This is a genomic window from Paenibacillus xylanexedens (assembly GCF_007676705.1).
Lineage (GTDB): Bacteria > Bacillota > Bacilli > Paenibacillales > Paenibacillaceae > Paenibacillus > Paenibacillus xylanexedens_C.
The window spans coordinates 1,481,842-1,503,176 of the sequence record NZ_VEBF01000002.1 but is presented as its reverse complement, the minus strand read 5'-3'; the positions used below and the strand labels follow the sequence as shown (position 1 = coordinate 1,503,176).

20 protein-coding genes are annotated in these 21,335 nt (G+C 46.4%); 15 read left to right on the top strand and 5 right to left on the bottom strand.

Annotated elements, in window-relative coordinates:
• The first annotated feature begins 127 nt into the window (after positions 1-127).
• Together licT and FS628_RS16700 are read left to right on the top strand one after the other, a co-directional pair.
• A complete protein-coding gene (gene licT, locus FS628_RS16705) occupies positions 128-979 on the top strand; it encodes a BglG family transcription antiterminator LicT (protein ID WP_145323608.1) in 852 nt (283 codons plus the stop codon).
• Between the two features lie 128 nt (positions 980-1,107).
• The gene (locus FS628_RS16700) at positions 1,108-3,009 is read left to right on the top strand and encodes a beta-glucoside-specific PTS transporter subunit IIABC (protein WP_145323606.1); all 1,902 of its coding nucleotides are present in this window, start codon (positions 1,108-1,110) and stop codon (positions 3,007-3,009) included.
• 71 nt (positions 3,010-3,080) lie between these two features.
• Here FS628_RS16700 and FS628_RS16695 read toward each other — a convergent pair whose 3' ends face one another.
• Positions 3,081-3,986, bottom strand: a complete 906-nt coding sequence (locus tag FS628_RS16695; protein WP_145323604.1) for a LysR family transcriptional regulator — start codon at positions 3,984-3,986, stop codon at positions 3,081-3,083.
• Between the two features lie 156 nt (positions 3,987-4,142).
• Between FS628_RS16695 and FS628_RS16690 the strand changes: the two genes are divergently transcribed.
• Positions 4,143-4,727, top strand: coding sequence for an ankyrin repeat domain-containing protein (locus tag FS628_RS16690; protein ID WP_145323602.1), 585 nt, complete (start codon positions 4,143-4,145; stop codon positions 4,725-4,727).
• A 50-nt stretch (positions 4,728-4,777) separates the two neighbouring features.
• On the top strand, positions 4,778-6,121 hold the full coding sequence (locus FS628_RS16685; protein WP_260871065.1) for a uracil/xanthine transporter: 1,344 nt from the start codon (positions 4,778-4,780) through the stop codon (positions 6,119-6,121).
• Between the two features lie 76 nt (positions 6,122-6,197).
• On the opposite strand, the gene FS628_RS16680 is transcribed toward FS628_RS16685, so the two are convergent.
• Positions 6,198-6,575, bottom strand: coding sequence for a PilZ domain-containing protein (locus FS628_RS16680; RefSeq protein WP_145323600.1), 378 nt, complete (start codon positions 6,573-6,575; stop codon positions 6,198-6,200).
• A gap of 181 nt (positions 6,576-6,756) precedes the next feature.
• Between FS628_RS16680 and FS628_RS16675 the strand changes: the two genes are divergently transcribed.
• The 7 genes from FS628_RS16675 to FS628_RS16645 all read left to right on the top strand — a co-directional run bounded on the left by FS628_RS16675 (position 6,757) and on the right by FS628_RS16645 (position 11,253).
• On the top strand, positions 6,757-7,224 hold the full coding sequence (locus FS628_RS16675; protein ID WP_186327832.1) for a DUF6386 family protein: 468 nt from the start codon (positions 6,757-6,759) through the stop codon (positions 7,222-7,224).
• A 32-nt stretch (positions 7,225-7,256) separates the two neighbouring features.
• Entirely contained in the window at positions 7,257-7,943 is a 687-nt protein-coding gene (locus tag FS628_RS16670; protein ID WP_145323596.1) for a hypothetical protein, read from the top strand.
• A 20-nt stretch (positions 7,944-7,963) separates the two neighbouring features.
• Positions 7,964-8,611: an SMI1/KNR4 family protein gene (locus tag FS628_RS16665; protein WP_145323594.1), complete on the top strand. Its 648-nt coding sequence runs from the start codon at positions 7,964-7,966 to the stop codon at positions 8,609-8,611.
• Between the two features lie 14 nt (positions 8,612-8,625).
• Complete coding sequence (locus FS628_RS16660) at positions 8,626-8,952, top strand: hypothetical protein (protein WP_145323592.1); 327 nt, start codon at positions 8,626-8,628, stop codon at positions 8,950-8,952.
• A gap of 39 nt (positions 8,953-8,991) precedes the next feature.
• Positions 8,992-9,393, top strand: coding sequence for a hypothetical protein (locus FS628_RS16655; RefSeq protein ID WP_145323590.1), 402 nt, complete (start codon positions 8,992-8,994; stop codon positions 9,391-9,393).
• 179 nt (positions 9,394-9,572) lie between these two features.
• Entirely contained in the window at positions 9,573-10,121 is a 549-nt protein-coding gene (locus FS628_RS16650; protein WP_260871064.1) for an RNA polymerase sigma factor, read from the top strand.
• Positions 10,111-11,253 (top strand): DUF4179 domain-containing protein, encoded by a 1,143-nt coding sequence (locus FS628_RS16645; RefSeq protein WP_145323588.1) that lies wholly within the window; start codon positions 10,111-10,113, stop codon positions 11,251-11,253. The genes FS628_RS16650 and FS628_RS16645 overlap by 11 nt, the downstream gene beginning before the upstream one ends.
• Before the next feature lie 124 nt (positions 11,254-11,377).
• Here the strand turns inward: FS628_RS16645 and FS628_RS16640 are convergent, their stop codons facing one another.
• A complete protein-coding gene (locus FS628_RS16640; protein ID WP_145323586.1) occupies positions 11,378-13,363 on the bottom strand; it encodes a beta-galactosidase in 1,986 nt (661 codons plus the stop codon).
• A gap of 116 nt (positions 13,364-13,479) precedes the next feature.
• Between FS628_RS16640 and FS628_RS16635 the strand changes: the two genes are divergently transcribed.
• From FS628_RS16635 to FS628_RS16620, 4 genes are all read left to right on the top strand, one after another.
• Positions 13,480-14,322 carry an AraC family transcriptional regulator gene (locus FS628_RS16635; protein WP_145323584.1) on the top strand — a complete coding sequence of 281 codons (843 nt, stop codon included), beginning with the start codon at positions 13,480-13,482 and terminating at the stop codon, positions 14,320-14,322.
• A 290-nt stretch (positions 14,323-14,612) separates the two neighbouring features.
• A complete protein-coding gene (locus tag FS628_RS16630; RefSeq protein ID WP_145323582.1) occupies positions 14,613-15,656 on the top strand; it encodes a pectate lyase family protein in 1,044 nt (347 codons plus the stop codon).
• Between the two features lie 303 nt (positions 15,657-15,959).
• Positions 15,960-17,438 carry a methyl-accepting chemotaxis protein gene (locus tag FS628_RS16625; protein ID WP_145323580.1) on the top strand — a complete coding sequence of 493 codons (1,479 nt, stop codon included), beginning with the start codon at positions 15,960-15,962 and terminating at the stop codon, positions 17,436-17,438.
• Positions 17,439-17,576: 138 nt separating this feature from the next.
• Positions 17,577-18,800 (top strand): GNAT family N-acetyltransferase, encoded by a 1,224-nt coding sequence (locus FS628_RS16620; protein ID WP_145323578.1) that lies wholly within the window; start codon positions 17,577-17,579, stop codon positions 18,798-18,800.
• A gap of 118 nt (positions 18,801-18,918) precedes the next feature.
• Here the strand turns inward: FS628_RS16620 and FS628_RS16615 are convergent, their stop codons facing one another.
• Entirely contained in the window at positions 18,919-19,284 is a 366-nt protein-coding gene (locus tag FS628_RS16615; RefSeq protein WP_145323576.1) for a VOC family protein, read from the bottom strand.
• 160 nt (positions 19,285-19,444) lie between these two features.
• Complete coding sequence (locus FS628_RS16610) at positions 19,445-21,064, bottom strand: alkaline phosphatase (RefSeq protein ID WP_145324211.1); 1,620 nt, start codon at positions 21,062-21,064, stop codon at positions 19,445-19,447.
• Positions 21,065-21,335: the final 271 nt, after the last annotated feature.

The following is a 21,335-nucleotide window of genomic DNA, read 5'->3' as shown; positions in this document are numbered from 1 at the left end:
GGGCCTAAGGCTAATGAATAACTGGATTGTTACTGTTCAATCAGGCAAAACCAGAAGCAGGGCATATCTCGTGACCTGCTTTGGTTTTGCCTTTTACTACTTTGACGGTGCAAGGTGATGTGAAGAAATGAAAATTGAGAAGGTGCTGAACAACAACGTAGTTACCGTAATTGATCCGGGAGGAAACGAACTGGTCGTTATGGGACGTGGAATTGCCTTCAAAAAGCATACTGGTGAATCGATAGACGAGAGTCTCGTCGAAAAAATATTTTCGCTTGAAAGTAAGGAAGTATCACAGAAACTCAAAACACTTCTGTCTGATATCCCGGTTGAATATGTCGAGTGCTCGGATGAGATTATCCGTTATGCCGAGACGGTGTTAGGTGAGAAGCTGCATGAAAGCATCTACATTTCACTGACGGATCATATTCATTTTGCCATTGATCGACATCGTCAAGGATTGCAGATCCGTAACGCACTGTTTTGGGAAATCAAGCGCATGTACCGGAAGGAATATGCCATTGGACTCAAGGCGCTACAGATTATTGAGGAAACGTTAGGTGTCCTGCTTCCCGAAGACGAATGCGCATTCATTGCGATGCATCTGGTTAATGCCCAGATGAACGGTGAGATGAGGGAAACGATCAGCATTACGAATATCGTTAAGGACATACTTAACATTGTAAGACGTAGTTTTGTAATCGAGCTTGATGAAGATTCATTGAGTTATTATCGATTTTTAACTCATCTGAAGTTCTTTGCCCAACGTGTGTTGCAAGGAATGGCGATTGAAGATAAAGAAGAAGATAATCCACTTCATGACTTGGTGAGCAAGCAGTATCCGGAAGCACATGCATGTGCAGTAAGGATCAGTGACTATACTCGTAAGATCTATAATCGGGTGTTGTCCAAGGAAGAAATACTGTATCTGACCATTCATATTGAACGAGTTGTCAGAAATGAACAAACAATCGAATAAAATTGGGATTGTTACTGCTAAAAAGGCAAAACCTAAACGTTGAATAATGATAAGCTTTTCTGCTTTGTCATTATTCAGTGTTTAGGTTTTTTTTTAACCTTCATTACACATAAAAGGAGCAAAACACAATGGATACACAACAATTGTCCAAGGATATTTTGAAGCTTGTTGGTGGCGAAGAGAACATTGATCAAGTCACACACTGTATGACAAGACTCAGATTCAACCTCAATGACAACCAAAAAGCGGACAAAGCGACGCTGAAAAATACACCAGGCGTTATGGGTGTTATGGAGAACGGTGGACAGTTCCAGGTCATCATCGGTAATGATGTACCTGTCGTGTATAACGCACTTGTTGGCAACATGTCCAAATCTCCAAACGCAGATAATGCAACATCAAGTGCTTCAACTGGGGAGAAGAAAAAGAGAAATCCGGTAAGTGCGTTGTTCGACTTCATTTCCGGTATATTTACACCGATTCTGCCAGCGATTACAGGTGCAGGTATGATCAAAGGGATCGTGGCTATCCTGGTTGCCCTGGGGTGGTTGTCCGATACCAGCTCGACATACATCATTTTGTCTGCAATCGGTGACGGTGCATTCTACTTCCTGCCAATCATTCTGGCGATAAGTGCTGCACGTAAGCTGGGTAGCAATATGTACATTGGCGCGGCACTTGCAGCAGGTATTATGCATCCAACGATTACCGCGTTACTTGCTGAAGGGGATTCGACATTTGCGGGCATTAAAGTCATTGCCGCAACGTATTCCTCCACAGTAATTCCGATCATTCTCGCCATTTGGATAGCTTCTTATGTAGAGAAGGCCGTTGATCGTGTAACACATGCTTCACTTAAACTCTTGGTTGTTCCAACAGTAACACTGTTAATTATGGTTCCACTGACGTTGATGACAGTAGGTCCATTGGGTACGGTTCTTGGTAATGGTTTGTCCGGTGGTATTTCATGGTTGTTCGATAACATGTCCATCTTCGCAAGTATCCTGATTGGTGGTACGATGTCACTGCTGATCATTACAGGTATGCACTATGCTTTGTTGCCGATCGTTGTTGGTTCAATGACAACACTGGGTTACGACTTTATCATTCCACTGATGTTTGCAGCTAACTTGGCACAAGGTGGCGCGGCATTTGGTGTAGGTCTCAGATCGAGAAATAGCAAAACCAAATCCCTTGCTTATTCCACAGGTCTTACGGCTATCATGGGGATTACGGAACCAGCGATGTACGGTATCAACATGAAGTTCAAAAAACCGTTTATTGCAGCCCTTATCGGGGGAGCGATTGCCGGTGGATTCATGGGTATCTTCAATGTTAAATCGTACGTTATTACAGGACTTGCAGGTCTGCCGAGTGTGGCAGCATTTATCAGTCCAGCAATTAGCACACTGCTCTATGCTCTGGCTGGTGGTTTGATTGCCATCGTAGCTGCGGCAGTACTGACGTACATTCTTGGGTTCCAGGAAGAAAATGCAACTGAGCCAGCAGCACCAGCAGCTGAGCCTGCAAAATCAGCAGCAACGACTTCTGTTGTAACTGAAGAAGCAAAAGCACAAGATGAGCAAGTATTCAGCCCGATCACAGGTGAAGTTAAACCGCTGAGCGAAGTTCCAGACCCTGCATTCTCTGAAGAGATTATGGGTAAAGGATTCGCGATTCAACCATCTGAGGGACGTGTGGTATCTCCAATCAACGGTACAGTATTCTCGTTATCGAAGAGTGGACATGCTATTGGTCTGGTAAGTGATACCGGAGCAGAGATGTTGATTCATATCGGGATTGATACTGTTAAGCTGAAAGGTCAATTCTTCTCTCCTAAAGTTCAAGCAGGTGCGAAGGTTACCGTAGGTGATGTACTGATGGAGTTTGACCGGGAAGAGATCGAAAAAGCCGGTTACACGACGATTACACCTGTTATTATTACGAATATGCATCAGTATGAGTCCATTCAATCTGCTGGTCGCACTACGATCAAAGAAAAAGACTTGTTGTTCACAGCTAAAGCTTAACTATAAAAATGAAGCAGCAGCTTTACCGGAATACATTCCGGTAAAGCTGCTGCTTTTTTTCTTATCAAGTTCTACACCACGGGAATCATATCCTGCACCAATTGCACAAAGTGTTGTGCGGACTTGGACAGATAGCGGTTCTGTAGCCAGACCAGCGCCGAGCCAACCGTGGAATGCTGATCCTGAATGCGATATACGTGGAAAGGGTGCTCTTGGTATAGCTGCAGTACCGTATGAGGCACGATGGAACTGGCGAAGCCAAGTCGGACCAACTCCAGCAACATATTAATGTCTGAGCACTCACCCATGATGGAGGGAGTAACTTGGTGCTCCCGAAACCTGTCCAGAATTAGCTCGAACATGCCGAGTCCCTCTGTACTTGGAAGCAGTAGAGGGATGCCTGTAAGCTGTTCGAAATAAGTTCCCATCTCCGCTCCTAGCTCCATTTCTGAAGGGTGTTCCAGCGGTGTCGAAGAAATATAAAAGAGTCGCTCCTGTGGCAGGTGAAGCACTTCATAGCGTTCTGTCTGGACAGGCATGCGTACACAGGCAAGTTCGACTTTGCCATCCTCCAACAATCGGCATAATTGTGCAGACTCATTTTGCTGAATTTTATAGGTAACCTGTGGATGTGTGGTGCGAAATTGCTGAAGTGCTTGCGGGATCAGACGATCAGATATGGTATTGATGCCGATCGCAAGTTTGCCCCGGATGCCATGACGGAAACTTTGCATCTCCATTACAGCTTCCTCCATATATTTGGTCAAAGTAACCGCATAATCATAGAAGCTGCGACCTGCCTGTGTTAGTTCCATCATGCGTCCTTTGCGTTCAAACAAAATCACGCCGAGCTCTTCTTCCATTAACTTAAGCTGCTGGCTTAAAGGTGGCTGAGCCATGTGCAGTCTTCGGGCAGCGGCTGTAATCTGTTTTTCCTCGGCAATGGCAATGAAATAGCGGCATTGTTTGATATCCAAATGATTTTCTCCTTCGCTTGCATGTATATGTAATTCGTATGGAAAGCCAACAAAACATGTATTTTTAATATACTACGATCTTATGTTACCATACATTAGATTTGCACACCTGAATGAAAAACAGTAGAAGGACCTTACATTGGAGGATGAAGCAACGTGGGTAGAACAATACATGATGCCGCTCAAGCGGGGCATACCGATGAGGTCATTCGATATATCACACAAGGTAGCCGGTTGAATGAAAAGGATGCATTGGGGAGAACACCTCTGATGGCAGCTGTACATGGTAACAAGATAGATACGGCAAGGATGTTAGTTGACGCTGGAGCGGACATTAATCTTCAGGATACACGATTGGACAACCTGCTATTATACGCGAGTGCTGAGGGTATGTATGACATGGTTGAATTGGCTATTGCCGGGGGTGCGGATACCAGCTTAACAAATCGTTTCGGCGGTACAGCTCTTATCCCTGCAGCGGATCGGGGCCATGTGGACATCGTGGAACTTCTGCTGACACGCAGCGATGTGAATGTGAACCATATCAACAATCTGGGGTGGACAGCCTTACTGGAAGCGGTCATTTTGGGAGATGGTGGACTGCGTCATCAGCAGATTGTTGCCCTGCTTTTGAAGTATGGTGCAGATCCAAAGATTGCGGATCGGGACGGGATTACACCGCTCGAACATGCGCGCCAGCATCAATATGCCGACATGGAACGACTACTAACTCAAGTCTGAAGAGACTTATGCATTTATGATACAGAACAGTGAAAGGATATTTCTAACAAATGAACAGACATCAAGAGCATTTTTCACAAAAGAATATGAAGGACGTATCTGCACTGATTCTGGCAGGCATACAATGGTTTTTCTTTCTCTTTACCAATACCGTTGTTGTTCCACTATCCATTGGACATAACTTTCATCTGTCCCCGGATGCCATCGCTGCCTCCATGCAGCACGCATTTATACTCACTGGAGCGGTGTGTATTCTTCAAGCTGTATTCGGTCATCGGTATGCGGTCATGGATGGTCCGTCAGGATTATGGTGGGGACTAACGCTAAGCTTGACGGTATCTGCTTCATCTGCGGGTATGAGTCTGGAGCGTATTGGCGGTGGGCTGGCTGCAGGTTTCCTGTTAGCGGGACTAACGATGGCGATTCTGGGCTGGCTGGGGGCAGCGCAAGTGCTGCAAAAGCTGTTCACACCTATGGTGAAGAGTGCCATGTTGTTTCTAATGACGATTCAATTAACCATGAATTTTTTCAAAGGTATGATTGGATATACGGAGTTTGGTCGTTTCGATCTGCCTGTTGCCGCATTGTCCGTTGTCATTGCATTTTTGGTGGCATTGATTCAATTAAAGGGTAGGGGGAAACTGGGGAACTACGCGATCCTGATTGGGATTGTGGCAGGCTGGATCGCTTATAGTCTATTGTTTCCTGGACAGCATAGCGGACAGCCTAATCAGGCCCCGGCAGGTCTCGAACTGTTTCCGTGGGGAGCACCCAGATGGGAACCGGGGATCGTCATTACTGCATTTTTCGTGGGGTTGGTGAACATGACGAATTCGATCACCACATTAAGCACTGTTGAGAAACTATACCGGACAGAAACAACAAGCCGTCAGTATAGGCATTCCTATACGCTAACGGGTCTGTTCACGATGTTGTCAGCCTGTGTAGGTGTGCTGCCCTTTGGTTTATTTGCATCATCGATCGGATTCTTGGAGAGTACTCGCATTCTGCGTCGTGCTGCCTTGATAATTGGAGCGGGGATGTTATGTGTGATAGGTCTTACACCTTCAGTGACAGCATTTTTTGCACAAATACCACCAAGCGTCGGCAGTGCGGTTTTGTTCGTGGCTTATCTTCAGATGTTCGGCACGGCACTAAGAACGCTTGAAGGTACAACGTTTAATTCTAAAACGATCTATCGTGTAGCGCTGCCGGTCCTTACGGGAGTTGCGGTCATGAATATTCCTGCTGAGGCCTTTCAAACCTTGCCCATGTACCTCATTCCGATCATAAGTAATGGTCTCGTCATTGGGGTATTGGTCTCACTGGTTCTTGAAAAAACCGTGAACTGGTCCAAAATGGAACAACCAGCGACAGTAAGTAAAGCGGCATAAAGAGTTTCATCTTGCGACAGTCCAATTTGATTGGGCTGTTTTTTGTTTTTTGTTATCAGGCTATATGGCTAATTAACTATTTCACGATAATTTTGCCTTGTCCTGCAAGCATTCGCATCTCTCGAGAGAGACGGTCCTGGTTCCCATCCTGCATTTCGAGTTGAACACCATAATGCCATGAGGTATTTTTTTCTTGACCCCAGCGGAGAGTGCCTTCCATATATAGAGGGTCTTCAAAGAGCAGCATATTCATTCCAATCCGAATATCGTTATTCTCTACAGGAAGGGACAGCGGAAATGACAGCTGACAGCCGGATCGACTGATATCGCAGAGTTCGGCCTGAATGGGTTTCGGTGGTGCAATGACCCCGTTGATGCTGAGAATATAGATCTCAAAGTGGATCGGTTCCTTCAATGTGTAGCGAAAGGGTTCTTTTCTATTGTTAATTGACATGGCTTCCTCCATCAAATTCAAAAAAGTCAGTTATGCTTATATCGACCGTTTGGAACCAGAAATGAAGAGTTGCGCAAGCAGAGTTGGCCCCTGGGTTCCTTTTACACGTGTATGAGCCTTGATATAATGGTGGGATATGGTTCTATATCGGACCTGAATCAGATCGAAGGGACGGTTGAACATGCGAGGAACATTTCAAATGGTTACAGATACGGCAACATTGTGCCTGTATGATCTGGCGGCGTTGAAGCATCGTGTAGAGGATACTTCAGACTGGTGGTCCATACCGGAGGATGAACTGGCTGAGGTGAATGCAGGCCATTGTCTGTTCCTGAATCTGGGTGCGGATGGAGTATATGAGGTGGAATGGAGCCTGGAGGATGCAGATTCAGATCAAAAGCCAGATTTCATAGCCGAACAGGGAAGTGTCTATCATCTGCAAGTTCCGTCGGGCAACGTTTATCTGGGAGCAGCAGAGGATGTCAGTGGCGGTGAGCTGGAGCCGGATGAGTCGTGTGAAGGGGTTCTGTTTCAATTAAAGCCGGGAAACTATGCTTGTATCATCTCCAGAGAAGCCAGTCGCATCTCGATTCTCATGAAACCAAGTATGCAGGGTAAGAACACGCTGGATGAATTAATCCGGATGTGATGTACATATGCGAACAGACAGGAGGGGTTCATATGCAGGATTGGAACGAGATAACAATGAATGCACATACTCTGCATAAACGGATGAGGATACTCGCTGCATTGGACATCATTTTTTCCGAGGAAGAATGGCTGCGCGTACATAGTTATGATGCTGAGCTTCAGCCTGGTGTGGCATGGGGGAGTATTAATAATGGAGCAGGGGATCATCTGCATGTATTGTTTACAGATTCGGGCACGTTGATCAAAGGATTCGATCATGAGTCACCTTTGAGCCCACATGCCCGTGAGGATGGAGAAATCTATCCGGGCATGTACGATGATGTGCCAGAGACGTTGATGGCTGTTCTGCGGCATCATGAGGAGACATTGGCCCTGGAGGATGTCACCTTTTGCCTGTGGCAGGAAGGAGACGACTTGCAATGGAAGGTTGGTAGCTGGATTCAGCTGGCGATAGCCGAAGAAGACGAAGCGGACACCGGAGGTGGAGCGGACTTTTTGCTGGGGTATATGGAGAAGAACCCGGAAGATTACGTTGATTGGGCCAAAGCATACTATGACTTACAGGAATTGTCGCTGGGAGCCGTAGCTAAAGTATATGAAGAAGAACCATTGACTGCCAGCCTGATTAAGCAGCTGTGTCCTCAGCGAGATGTGGCAGCAGCACTGGATGAACTGAGGCTACGCGGGTACGTTGTCGAAAGACCGTTAATAGAGTAGTGAGGGAGGAGAAGTAAGCCATGTACAAGGTGCAATTGGAACGAATGCGTGAAAAGATGAAGAATCTCCGAAGTTTGGACCCCGATCTGGACCTTTTCGGCGCAGAAAACCATGAATATGAGATGGCACCTGTATGGACACAAGAGGATATCGCGCAGTTCGAACAGAAATGGCGGATAGAGTTGCCTGGGGAGTATAAGGCTTGGCTTCTCCATATGGGAGCTGGCGGTGCAGGGCCTTATTACGGACTGGAACTCCCCGATGACGGGGTATACGCAGTGCTGGGTTATGACGATGAGTTGAACGCAGTCTCGGACCCTTTCCAATTCACGGAAGCATGGAACTGGAACTATGACTGGTTCGATGACAGCAAGGAAGAAGAGGAATGGGATGTGCTAGAGCAAGAATATTTTGATCCAAAATGGTCAGCAGGCATGCTGCGCATCAGTGATTTTGGCTGTGGCATTTCCATGAATCTGATCGTTAAGGGAGCCTCCTACGGAGAAATCTGGGTTGATGACCGGGCCAACCGAAATGGAATTTATCCTGATCAGTATTGGGGCAATACGAATCGATTGCATTTTTTGGATTGGTACGAGTTGTGGTTAGATCGTTCAATCCATCAAATACATGAACAAAAGCAATCATCTGGAGCAAAAGAAGACTGAAGGAGGTCGTACATGTGGGCTGGGAATACGGGATTAGAACAATGGAGCCCGCGATTTTACCTGAAGTCGTGAAACGTCTGGCAGGTGCATTAACGTTTACCGACATGTACAGCTTGGAACACCATGCCAATGGTTTTGTACTGAAACGTGAAGATCCTTCCTGGCCTAGAGCGCTTGAAGTGTGGGTGGAAGAGGCTTCTGGATTGGAAGAGACGGTCGACGGAGAGTTGTATATCTACTGTTTGTTTCATATCGGGGGCGAAGAGGCGCGGAGTTGGATGCAACAGATGGAGCGAGAAACCAGGCAGGTTGATGGCGGTTTAACCTGGTTTGAACTCTGATCGGTAGGAGATTTGCCTGAAACAGGAGGATGATTCTATATGGCTAAAAGATCAAAGAGGACTATTCCTGCACTCATTTATCAGTATCAAGGTCCGCAGCGGAATGTGGGTTTTGTTTTATCACCCTTATACATACAAGAATCAGTCGAAGTAGAGATGGAAGATATGCTGTTCATATATAATGAAGACTTTGATCATATTCGTCCGGCATTGGATCGAATGTTCCCGTTAACTGACCCTCGATCTGGAGAAGAGATGAAGGCACTTGATTCCTGCTGGGACAATCCCATTACGAAGGAAGTGTGGGTGGAGATTCTATTAGAGCTGGATCAACAGGTGGTTGCAGAGCCTGAATTACGGATGTTTTTGAATCAGTTCACCACTTGGGTAAGAACTCATCTGCAGTCGGCTGATGGAATCGAAATAACGGGTAATCTGTAAGTTAGTTGATATGAAGTTTCTAAAATTACACGACAATCAGAATATCTTCGGCTGAAGTGCTAGGTAATCAAGCTCCCTCAGGATGATGGCGGAGCTTTTTTTGATGAGCAAATAATAAAAACCGTTTGATTCACTCACCCGTCTTATACCACAGAAAGAGAGAGAAGGAGGGATGCGGGGTGGAAACAAAAGCAGAGATGAACCAGAGGATCTATGTGCAGACCGAAGACGAGACGGCATTTGTGCAATCCATTATGGAGTATCAAGATACGCTCATTTCTATTGCCTACAGTTACCTGCGTAATCGGCAAGATGCGCTGGAAGCTGTGCAGGAGATGACATGCCGAGCTTGGATCAAGCGTCGTACGCTGAACAATGAGAAGGCGTTCAAGTCTTGGATCATTCGGATTCTGATCTATGTCTGCATTGATGAGCAGAGGCGCCGCAAGCGGGCGACACCTCTGGCGAAGGAGGATATAGAGGACAGCATTCCGGCGTCTTGGATGATTAGCGTTGATGATAATCGAATCGCTATGGAATCTCTTTTGCAAAAGGTGAAACCGAAATATCGCCATGTATTATTGCTGAAATATTATAACGACATGACACTGACGGATATTGCCTCCATCCTCGGCAAACCGGAAGGTACGATCAAGACCTGGCAGCACAAGGGACTCCAACAGTTGCGCAAGTTGATGAGGAATAGGAGGGATTGGCATGACCACTAACCCGGAGGAGAAAGCACTTCTTGCAGACGCATATCAGGTGAAAAGAGAGAAACAGCAATGGAATCCGGCGGACACGACTGCGGCAATTCAACGTGGTCTCGCAAAGGCCAGAACAAAACGATCAGGTAGGACTGTTCGTATCAAATGGATCACGGCAGTGCTAGTCACGGTTCTGGCTGCGGGTTGGTTTCTTATAGGCCCGCTTGGAAACTATGGGCAACAACCGGCAACATATACTGAGCCTATGCCCCATTGGGGAGTACTTGAACCCTTTCGTGAGTTGGCAACTTCGGATATGGACCGTGCAACGATTACTTCAACGCTCAATAATGGTTATGTGCAACTCGTGGATCGGACGGTGACATCAGGAATATATCAGTTTACCGTGAACGCGGTTATGGCGGATGAGAACAGGATAACCGTATTGTATACCGCCAGAACGGATGCTTCGCAAGAGATTTATTCGATAGTCAATACCAAGATGACGGATGCAAAAACAGGTTATGTCCTTGATAACGGAAATATAGGAGGTATGCATTTTTCGAATGATAAACATACCATTTATGGCCGGAATACAATTGAGCGTAATCGAAATAAACCACTGCCTGAGCAAGTGAATCTTCAATTCCAGCTTTCTTCCGTTGTTCCAGATGTGGTGGGAAATTCAGAAAAAGGGGAAAAGGAACGAAAATATAAATATTCCAAAAAAATGAATCTTTCTTTTGCACTGGATCCCAAGTTCTCTATCCCCAAAACGGAAATCATCAACGTTAATCGGACCTTTACCGTTGGGGGTCATGAAGTTACGTTGTCCGAAGTGGAATTATCACCGCTTGTGACTCGGGTTAGAATTGTTTTTGAGCCGGAGCAAGAGATCGATTACAAAACGAAGTTGTCGATCAGTGAAGTCGTTCAGCCTCTTGAGATTGTAACTACCACTAAAAACGGGAAACAGACCAAGTTATCCATGGTAGGCGGGAGCGGAACGGAAGACGGAATGATGTATTCTTTCAGTAGCAATCTGTTGGACCATCCGGAGTCCATGGTATTAAAACTTCGTGGTAAACCAGATAAGGTCTATGATGATTTGCAGGAAGCGAAGAAGGATGAACTGGAAATCAAAATCAAATAAGATGAACTAACTGGCAATACTCTTATTCAGATTAGGTGGATGTTAGTGAAAGCAGAGAAGGGATGTCCCTCAAGGTTGTAAGCCTTGTGAGACATCCCTTCTTAAATAAGAAAAGCTGCTGATCTTATACAGTTAGTATATCTACTCCCAGAGCTGGAAGAGTCAACTTCTGATCCAATCTCTCGTTAGTCAACAAGCTGCGATAAGGAACGTCCAGCGTAATCTCTCGTTGCTCATTCGTCAAATTGATCAGGAAGAGGAAGTTTTGCTCCCCCTTCGTTCGAATCGACAGCTCGACACCTTCCGGCAACTGTATTTTGGGCGCCAAATCCTTTTCCTTCAATATGTCTTCAAACAGCTGATAGAAATACGATGGCTCCGGCCAAGTGCCAACATAATACACTTCACCTTCACCAAGCTTATTGACAGTAACCGCCGGTACACCTTCGTAAAAGTCGTTGTCATACCAGGCGATCGGCTCTGCCCCTCGCAGTTCCAGTAGATCACACCATTGCTTCGCAGCGAATGTCTTGCCCTCCGCGTTCCGTATCCGATGCTCACTGTTGCCGATGGCATCATATTCACTTACGACAATACCCGCCGCTTCAGCCAGTAGCCCAGGCAGAGGCAACATCTCACATACATTCCTCATGTTCTTCACGCCAGTCCGATTGGTGAGGACAACCGTACCGCCCTTGGCTGCGAATCGCTCCAGCCGCTGTGCTACTTCTTCACTTAACAGGAAGAGGGAAGGGACAATGACCAGCTTGTACCCATTGAGCTCCTCAGTCCAGTTGATAACGTCCGTACCGATGCCCATTTTCAAAAATGCATTATGCATAGAGGACAAGTTGTCTATATAGTGCATTCCTCCTTCCGCCTGCGGCTGAAGGGAAAGCGCCGTATGCTGATCATGCGAATGCAGAATCGCAACCTGGGTAACAATGGTCGAGTCGGCGAGCAGTTCTCCTAACTGGTTCACCTCGCGAGTAAGCTCCGCGAATTCCCTGAACCTGCGTCCAGGAACATTGCTGTGGTCGATCAGCCCGTGCCAGAATTGTTCGGCTCCTACGGTAGCACTCCGCCAGCGGAAATGGACGACCATATCGGCACCGCGGGCGATTGTCTGCCAGGAGCGAGCCCGGATCAGTCCGGGATAGGGGGTGCGCTGAATCGGCATCCAGGCGCCCTGTGCTCCGCTGAGCTGTTCCATTACCCAGAAATTCCGGCGTTTGATGCCGCGAACCAAGTCCAGCGTAAGCGCACCATTTCTCGGAAACCGATCGCCATAATCGCGATACAGCTCATTCGGATAATAATCGACAGAGACGAAGTCCAATTCGTTGTGCATATCATAATAGTCCAGGCTATTCGGATATTGCCACATGTTATGCGTCACGAATTGATCTGGACAGTTACGACGTAAAATCTCAAGCTGCCATCCCAGCAGATAGCCTACGCTGTCGGAACAAAACCGCTTGTACTCCAGAAGATAGGAAGGATTCATCGGTTTGCTGGCACCGAGCGGCGTTGTTACCTCAGCCCAGCTGCTGTACTCCCCACTCCAGACGACCGTACCCCACTCCAGGTTCAACTCCTCCAGATTGGAATAACGCTTCTGCAGCCAAGCGACAAATGCACGATTGCATGTATCACAATGGCACTCCTGGTAGTGCATCTCGTTATCGATTTGCCAGCCGATGACGGCGGGATGCTTACCGTAGCGCTGTGATATCGCTTCCACAAATCTAGAGCCCAGCATTCTCAACGAAGGGCTGTTGTTGCAACGATGACCACGCACACCTGGCCGGATAATGTGGTGTTGCTCATCCATGGGCAGCACATCCGGATAACGGGTTGTCATCCAGTTCGGCGGGGTATTGGTGGGGGTGCATAACACAATTTTCATGCCACGCGAAGCGAATACTTCTATAGCTGCATCCAACCATTCAAACTGATAATTACCTTCAGTCGGTTCCATTCGGCTCCAGGCGAACTCCGCCATTCGCACAACGGCAACTCCTGTTTCTTGCATAAGTACGGCGTCTTTCTCCCATAACTCCGGTGTCCATTGCTCTGGATAATAATCAATTCCGATCTTAATTGTCATCCTGTAATCTCCTTTATTTATCAATATATTGCGATTATATGCTATATTAATTGTAGTGAATATCTTAAATAATTAATCTGATATAACAATATTAAGATAACAGGAGAGTTAGTCGTATGCCTCTTCCCAATCGCAATTTTCCGGTATTATCTGCCCGAGACAAGCTGCTCCCTTTTTATTTGCTTGGCATCGGCCTGCATCATGAACAGGAGCACATACGCCGAGATCAAGGCATTCAGGATTATCAGTGGATACAATGTCGCAGCGGTGTGGGCAAGCTCAAGCTAAGTGAAACGGAACATATCGTCAAGTCAGGCATGGGCATGCTGTTGTTCCCTGGACAGAAGCACGAATACTATGCGCTATCCGAGAGCTGGGAAGTCGACTGGATCATTTTCGATGGCAGCGGGTCAGCGAGCCTGTTTGAAACCGTGGGCATTGTCGACACATGCGTATACACGCTTGCATCGCCTGAATACCTTCTATCCCGCATGCGGGAGTTGCTGCAAGCGGCCTTAGCACCACAAGAGCAGACATTAAGCAATTACGCCTGCTCGGCTATCCTCTATACCTTATTGACAGAGATTATTCAACGCGTATCTGTGGAGGGCAGCGATACGGTCGGGCAGCAGTATGAGCGATTAAAGCCGGTTCTGGATTATATTGAACAGCATTATGCTGAAGAGATTACTTTACCAACGCTGGCTGGACTGATCAGTGTCACCCCGGAATATTTCTGTCATTTGTTCAAGAAGACGACAGGCATTCGTCCCATCAGCTATGTTAATCAGGTAAGGGTCAACAAGAGCAAGGAACTGCTGCTCGACAATGTGCAGCGTGGGATGGAGGATATTGCTCGTCAAGTCGGCTTCGAATCTACCAGCTATTATGGAGCAATCTTCAAGAAGCTGGAACGACTTACACCCGGTGCTTTCCGCCGCAGCTATCAGAAGTCGTGATATATTAATATCCGCAAACGAATGGTTTTTCGTCAGAGGCTTTAGGAACTGATCCGAGGGAAGGATAAGTGTTCAAGTTGTATCTCACAGTACTCGTTTGTAGAGCCGCTAATTAGCGGCTCTATTTTGTGTGAAAGAAAGGTCTGTTTTTGTTTTTTCACTATATCTGATCTGCTGTTGCAAAAAAGATAATATTGATGTCTTTTTGCAATTATTGTATTGTCACAACCAAAGTTACACGATATAATCGTGTTGTATTCGAGGATAATATTATAAAGGATGGTGAAATTTTGAAGAAATTTTCGATGCTTTTACTCGCGGTAACTCTATTGTTGTTAACGATCTCAACGGCTCCGTCTACATATGGCGCGGCCAGTTATCCGAACACAGGTACAAACGGATTAACCGGTTTTGCAGGCAGTGCGAAGAATGAAAGTGGTGTATCCAAGGCAGCCACGACAGGTGGGAAGAACGGTCAGGTGGTTTACGTAAGTAATCTTAATGACCTGAGAACACATATGGCGGGCTCTACAGCCAAAATTGTCGTTGTTGAACAGAATATTTCTTCATCCACCTTGCAAAAGGTTGAATTTGGAGCGAACAAAACACTCGTAGGTTCCTTTGACAAACATACATTAACGAATATTCATTTCAGATCTACAAGTAGTTCAAGCAATGTGGTTTTTCAGAATCTGACATTTCAACATTCAGCAAATATCAACGGGAATGATGATATCCAGGTGTATATCACTTCTGGCTCTAATTATTGGATCGATCATGTGACGTTCTCTGGCCATAGCTACAGCTCCGGCGGAAGTGACCTGGACAAGCTTCTGTACATTGGTGATCGCGCAGACTATATTACGATTAGCAATTCCAAATTTGCGAACCATAAGTATGGCGTAATTCTCGGACATCCGAATGATGGTAACAGCAGTTACAATGGCGTACCTCATGTGACGATGTCCAACAATTACTTCGAAAATCTATATGTACGTGGACCTGGACTTTTAAGATATGGTTACTTCCATCTCAAAAACAACTATGCAAACAACTTTAATCAGGCCATCACAATTGGTGAAAAAGCACGAATTTATTCCGAAAACAACTACTTTGGTGCTGGCGCTGAAAAGGGTGGCATCTTGGATGACAAAGGAAAAGGGGAGTTCACCGATACGGGCAGTACGCCAGCCCTTAATAGCCCGACTTCTCCTAAAACCAACTGGAGACCAAGTTCCAATTACAGTTATCAGGTAGAGAGCGCCAGCTACGCACGTGAGTTCGTCACCAAGTATGCAGGCTCCTCCAATACGACACTTGTATTCGGAAAATAAGAGTTTGTCCTGTACATTCGCATTATGCCAAAAAGGCCTGTCCTATACGTCAAACGTATAAGACAGGCCTTTTTGTTTGTAAAATGATATGTCCGCATATCATTTTACAATTCATATTCATTTTTAATTAACAATACCGATATACATAAAGTAGCGCTGATTTCATACTTATGAAGTCAATATGTACTATGCTAAGGCGCTGCGTATTTGCGATTTGCGCATAAGCAGGACCAAAGACTACTAGATGTAGTACAGAAAGGCCCTACAACTTACATTTAACCTACTTAAAAGGACGGGGTATGCATGGATCGTATGGACGAAATTATTTGGAAAAGGAACAAATTAATCGGTATCATATTGTGGATTATCGTTGCCATTGGTATGGGGCTGGCCTTTATGATGCCGAAGTTACTTGTGTCCAATGGAGTAGCTCTGATCTTTGTAGTTTGGATTACATATGCTAATGCGAAAAAGAAACATATTTATCTCATCCCATGGCTGATTACCGTATTACTTACAATATGTGGAGTCTATGTCGGTTGGGGAACGGTCAATTTTGCGTTAAGTTTGGTCATAACCGCAGTTCTACTGTTATTCCCTAACAAGAAATTTTTTATGGTTGGATTCTCGGTATTACTAGTCAACAGTGTTCTTCAGTTATTTGTTATGAATACCGTTGATTCTGTTGAGCTAATAGGTAATATCGTCAATGTGGGACTATTTGCTCTTACGGGAGCTGTTTTGATGCTGGTCTCACAATTGAATCAAAGGCTCTTCCATGAAAGTGAAGTACGCCAGAATGAGGTGGAGCACTCTAAACAAAGAGTGGAAACTATGCTGGAACGTGTGAAGGAATCGGTCGAAGGTTTATCACGTTATACGGATCAATTGAAGCAAAAAGTGAATGCGACTGGCTCCATCACCAATGAGGTGACGCTTGGGTTCAGTGAGGTTGCAAAAGGTGTTGAGTTCCAGGCGACCAGTGTAGCCGAGATTTCGGAATCCTTGTCTGTGTCGGATCAGCATATCAAGGACGTTGCATCGTATTCCCAACAGATGAAAGAGTTGTCCGCAAGTATGGCAACGAGCACGCAAACAGGAAGCACACAGATGGACCAGCTGAACATTCAGATGCAAGAGCTATATGAGACAATCGATACCACTGCAAATGACATGCGAAAGTTTAACGAGGAAAGTGAATCCATGACGCTTATGCTGAACAGCATAGCGGATATTGCGAGTCAGACCAACCTGCTCGCACTCAATGCAGCCATTGAAGCAGCTCGTGCGGGTGAGCATGGACGCGGGTTTGCTGTTGTATCAGAGGAAGTTCGTAAGTTGGCCGAGAACTCGGGTCAGTCCGCAAGTGATATTGCAACCATCCTGTCTCGATTGAAAGGACAGACGCAGGCACTGACGGATCGATTCGAACGCATTCGACAATCGTTACAACAAGGAAGAGATAGTGTGCATACGGCAGAGGAAGTATTCCGTACGATCAACAGTAACTCTCAACATGTATTGAATCAAGCGACAGATATAGAGACTAGTTCGGCTACCATGAAGGAATCTTCCACCAGAGTTGTGAATGAGGTTTCCGAAATCTCGAGTGTGACTGAGCAATCCAGTGCAGCGACAGAAGAGATTCTGGCGAGCATGGAAGAACAACGTAACCTGACACAGAAGATGGTAAATAGCTTTGGAGAACTGGAGCAACTGATTGTAGACCTGAATGAATTGGTCTCGGATCATCAGGCTTCTTCCGCTGAGAACAAACTTTAATAATAACTAGTTAAGAGCCTGTCGGTGCGTATTTAGCGTGCTGGACAGGCTTTTTTTCATCTGGAATACAACTTGAAAGCAGTATTTTTTTCCTATACAGTGTGGTGTAGAGTATGAAGGGTATGGGGGAGTATAAGCTTGAAGAATAAAGTTATGAAAGACAGATCGGCCTGTGATGATCGTACATACGAGGATGAAAAGGGTAACCGTGTTGAACGCGTGCGTCTGTATGATCAGCATTCGATCAAAGGCATGGACTGGCCCGATACAGAGGACGGCAGATATGCAAGAGCCTATTTGGAACCCTTTATGCTGGATGGGACCCGGAGTTATATGGCGAACGTGGAGACCACAATGCTGCTCGCCCGGATAGACGATCTCGTTCTTCCGCTAACGGTGAATGAAGCGGAGTACGACAATGCCTATGTATGCTCACCGTATACGCATTATGTGAGTTACGCTAAGCAAGAATTGGCCATGTTGCAGAAGCCAGTGTTGGAAAAAGGGCTATCTGTGCTGCTCAGTCTGTTGGGTTGGGGAATGAAGAGATCGCAGATCAACAAGGTCGTGCATGTGAACAACTGGCTATTCTCTACGAACCTGTATCCTTCCATGACCGGCGAACAGGCTGTCCGCATGCTTGCAGCTGTACAAGAGCGGTACCCTGAGCATATCGTCGTCTTTCGCTCCTTGTGCCCGGAACTTCATCCCGACCTGACGGAGAAGCTGAAGGAAGCGGGGTGCCGATTGATCCCAAGTCGGCAAATCTATCTGTACCGTGCGTATGATCCGAATTTTGGTAACTCGAAGTCGCGATGGTTGCTGAAGCGGGATGATCAATTGCTCGCCAAACATGGATACGAATTCGTATCCGCAGCAGATATGACAGAATCAGATATTCCAAGAATCGTGGAGCTATACAAGCTGTTATACCTTGAAAAATACTCCTATCACAATCCGCAATTCACCGAGCGGTTCATTACTGCTGCAATGGCATCAGGAACACTCAGAATCTATGGACTGCGAAAGGAGGGGCACCTGGACGCGGTCATGGGTTATTTCTGCCGAAATGGAATCATGACAACGCCGCTGTTCGGTTATGATACGGCGATCCCCCAGTCCGTGGGACTATACCGCATGTTGTCCGCATGCCTGATCGGGCAGGCTCGAGAGAACGGCCACCTGTTACATGAGAGCGCCGGGGCTGCGCAGTTTAAGCGCAATCGCGGTGCTGTGGCTGACTTCGAGTACTCCGCTGTGTATGAGCGTCATCTTCCGTGGGGCAGACGCTGGTGCTGGCTGTTACTTGATCGGTTGTTGAATCGCGTAGGTGTGCCGCTGATGCGCCGCATGAAACTGTAAACATACAAAAAGCTTACCGCCGCCGTCCTATTTTAGGGTTGAGTGTGCAGAATTGGCAGCGCACATGAACACCCAACTGGTTATCATGATACGTACACTCCATTTTACACTCGCTTAATTATGCATGCTCTGCAAGCTGCACCTCGAAGCCGTCAGGGTCGGTAATATATATGAATCGCAGGTGAGGATTGGGCTGGATGGGTCCGCGCAAAATCGGAATATTCAGTTCAGCCAGTCGCTCCATGGCTTCCTCCAGCGAGTTCACCTCATAGCCGATCGACACGCCGGCCTCTGGTTTAAGAACGGATTCGCTGCCCTCAATCAGTTCCAGCTTTGTTTCATTTTCCATGCCCAGCATGGCAATCTGCCGTCCGCGGCTTTCGAATCTGCGCTGAATGGGAAGTCCGAGCATGTCGTGGTAGAACTTGAGTGAAACTTCCAAATTACTGACCCTCAGCGTGATCCAGTTTAATTTGATTAACATGGGTGAATCTCTCCTTTTGTATCCTATTTCTCAACATTATGTTCATTATACGATAAGCGGGAACGGGGACATACTGCATATCACAAAACAACAAAATAGCTGCCGAAATATTCGGCAGCCAAATGGTTTAATCTCCGGTAGTTCCGGTAGTTCTAACGTATTATTGAATCAAATCAACAGCCATTTGTGGAACAAAGGCTTCCACACCGTTGTATACAATGACACCTTCCAAGGTTGTCTTTTTGCCGTTCACCAGTGCAATATTTTTGTAGATTTGCAGTTCGAGCTTGGTATTTCCTTTTGTAACGAGGATCTTCGGATTTTTGGCGTCAGTCAGATCCAGCTTGTACGTCGCGCCTTTGGCTGTAAATGCCTGTTTGGCAGGTACAAACAATTGTTTGCTCACACTGTCGAGATCCAGATCCAGTACACGTGCCATATACTTGGCTACATCCGTGTTGTCGATTACTCCGAATGGACGGTCATTGTTCGGAGCATACGTGTACAACACAACATCTCCACCTGTATGACCACCAGTTGTCCAGCCAATCCCTGCACGTTTGCTGATCATTGGACCGATTGCATAGTTAAGGCTGCCTGGTTCAGCTGCTTTAATGGTGGCAATCTCTTCGGAAGTCAGATCGGTAATGCCATAGTATTGTTTCATCACTGCTTTGATGTTCGTGCGCTTGGCATTCAGTTTCGCTTCTACGCCTTCGCCTGTCAGCTTGGCCTTTTTCAAAGGTCCGATAAATGTGGACAATGGCTCTTTGTCATAAGTGCCGGACGTCGCGTTGTTACCAATGGTGAGTCCGCCATTACCGTGGTCCGTTACAGCCACAACGGCAGTCTCTCCATCAGCTTTGGCAAAATCCATGGCTACTTTTACGGCATTGTCAAAAGCCAGCACGTCACTGATAATACCAATCGGATCGTTGGCGTGAGCTGCCCAGTCTACTTTACTGCCTTCGACCATCAGGAAGAAGCCGTCTTCATCTTTGGACAGAACTTCGATGGCTTTGGATGTCATCTCGGCAATGCTTGGCTGCTTCGCAGGGTCACGGTCCATATTGTAAGCCATGCTCGTGGGAGCGAACATACCCCAGAGTTTATTTGAGTCGGATGCTTTCATTGCAGCCGGTGTAGTTACGTAATCGTAACCCAGTGCCTTAATGGAGGAAACCAGATTCTCCCCGTCTTTGCGCCCCGCTGGCTCAAGGTACTTGCTACCCCCACCCAATACAACATCCATGCCATTGTAGACTTGCTGTTTGCTGAGCGCATCGTAATTTTTGCGATCCGGGTAGTGAGCAGAGAAGTCTGCTGGCGTAGCGTGCATAATTTCGGATGTTGAGATAATTCCAGTTGCTTTGCCTGCCAGTTTGGATGCTTCCAGCACGGAAGCAACAGGTTTTCTTTCATCTCCAGGCGCAATCGCCTTCTGTCCAGGCATCGTAGCCTTGTCCGGCAGTACACCGACAAATCCGGTATGCGATTTATAACCTGTTGCAAAAGCTGTTCCGGCAGGGGCCGAGTCCGCAATCGGCGCATCTGCAGAGTGTGTGCGAACCATACCACTTGCCATGGAGTCCAGCGTCAGGGAAGAGCCTTTGTACCAACGAGCCAGGGCAGTCGCATCGTTAGCCATGCCGTCAGGAATGAGAATGATGACATTTTTAATCGGTGATGCAGATGTCGTTGAGGTCGTGTCTTCCACAGCCCACGCTGCACTGCTTCCTCCGAGTGTAGCTGTAACAATCGTCGTCACCGCGAGCATCATTTTGGCTGCACGGATATTGAACCGGTTTAACATGAATGCATCCTCCTAGAATATATGTATAATTTGTTTTGTATCCAGAACCCAGTGTATACAACAAATGCTAAACCAATATATGAATTAGATTAACGATATGTAAAATTTACGATTAATGAAGGATGCTGGTATTCAGGCAAACTGGACAACATGAGGATTTCTCTTGTATGTTAAGGAGAAAATCGGACTAGGGAATGACCGCGCCAGAAGCCACTATTTATTTTGGCATTGTGGAGTG

Coding starts and splice junctions, on each gene's coding strand:
- FS628_RS16670 (WP_145323596.1), top strand. CDS start 7,257: ATGCAGGATTGGAACGAGATAACAATGAATGCACATACTCTGCATAAA.
- FS628_RS16700 (WP_145323606.1), top strand. CDS start 1,108: ATGGATACACAACAATTGTCCAAGGATATTTTGAAGCTTGTTGGTGGC.
- FS628_RS16665 (WP_145323594.1), top strand. CDS start 7,964: ATGTACAAGGTGCAATTGGAACGAATGCGTGAAAAGATGAAGAATCTC.
- FS628_RS16645 (WP_145323588.1), top strand. CDS start 10,111: ATGACCACTAACCCGGAGGAGAAAGCACTTCTTGCAGACGCATATCAG.
- FS628_RS16680 (WP_145323600.1), bottom strand. CDS start 6,575: ATGTCAATTAACAATAGAAAAGAACCCTTTCGCTACACATTGAAGGAA.
- FS628_RS16635 (WP_145323584.1), top strand. CDS start 13,480: ATGCCTCTTCCCAATCGCAATTTTCCGGTATTATCTGCCCGAGACAAG.
- FS628_RS16615 (WP_145323576.1), bottom strand. CDS start 19,284: ATGTTAATCAAATTAAACTGGATCACGCTGAGGGTCAGTAATTTGGAA.
- licT (WP_145323608.1), top strand. CDS start 128: ATGAAAATTGAGAAGGTGCTGAACAACAACGTAGTTACCGTAATTGAT.
- FS628_RS16675 (WP_186327832.1), top strand. CDS start 6,757: ATGCGAGGAACATTTCAAATGGTTACAGATACGGCAACATTGTGCCTG.
- FS628_RS16655 (WP_145323590.1), top strand. CDS start 8,992: ATGGCTAAAAGATCAAAGAGGACTATTCCTGCACTCATTTATCAGTAT.
- FS628_RS16625 (WP_145323580.1), top strand. CDS start 15,960: ATGGATCGTATGGACGAAATTATTTGGAAAAGGAACAAATTAATCGGT.
- FS628_RS16640 (WP_145323586.1), bottom strand. CDS start 13,363: ATGACAATTAAGATCGGAATTGATTATTATCCAGAGCAATGGACACCG.
- FS628_RS16685 (WP_260871065.1), top strand. CDS start 4,778: ATGAACAGACATCAAGAGCATTTTTCACAAAAGAATATGAAGGACGTA.
- FS628_RS16610 (WP_145324211.1), bottom strand. CDS start 21,064: ATGATGCTCGCGGTGACGACGATTGTTACAGCTACACTCGGAGGAAGC.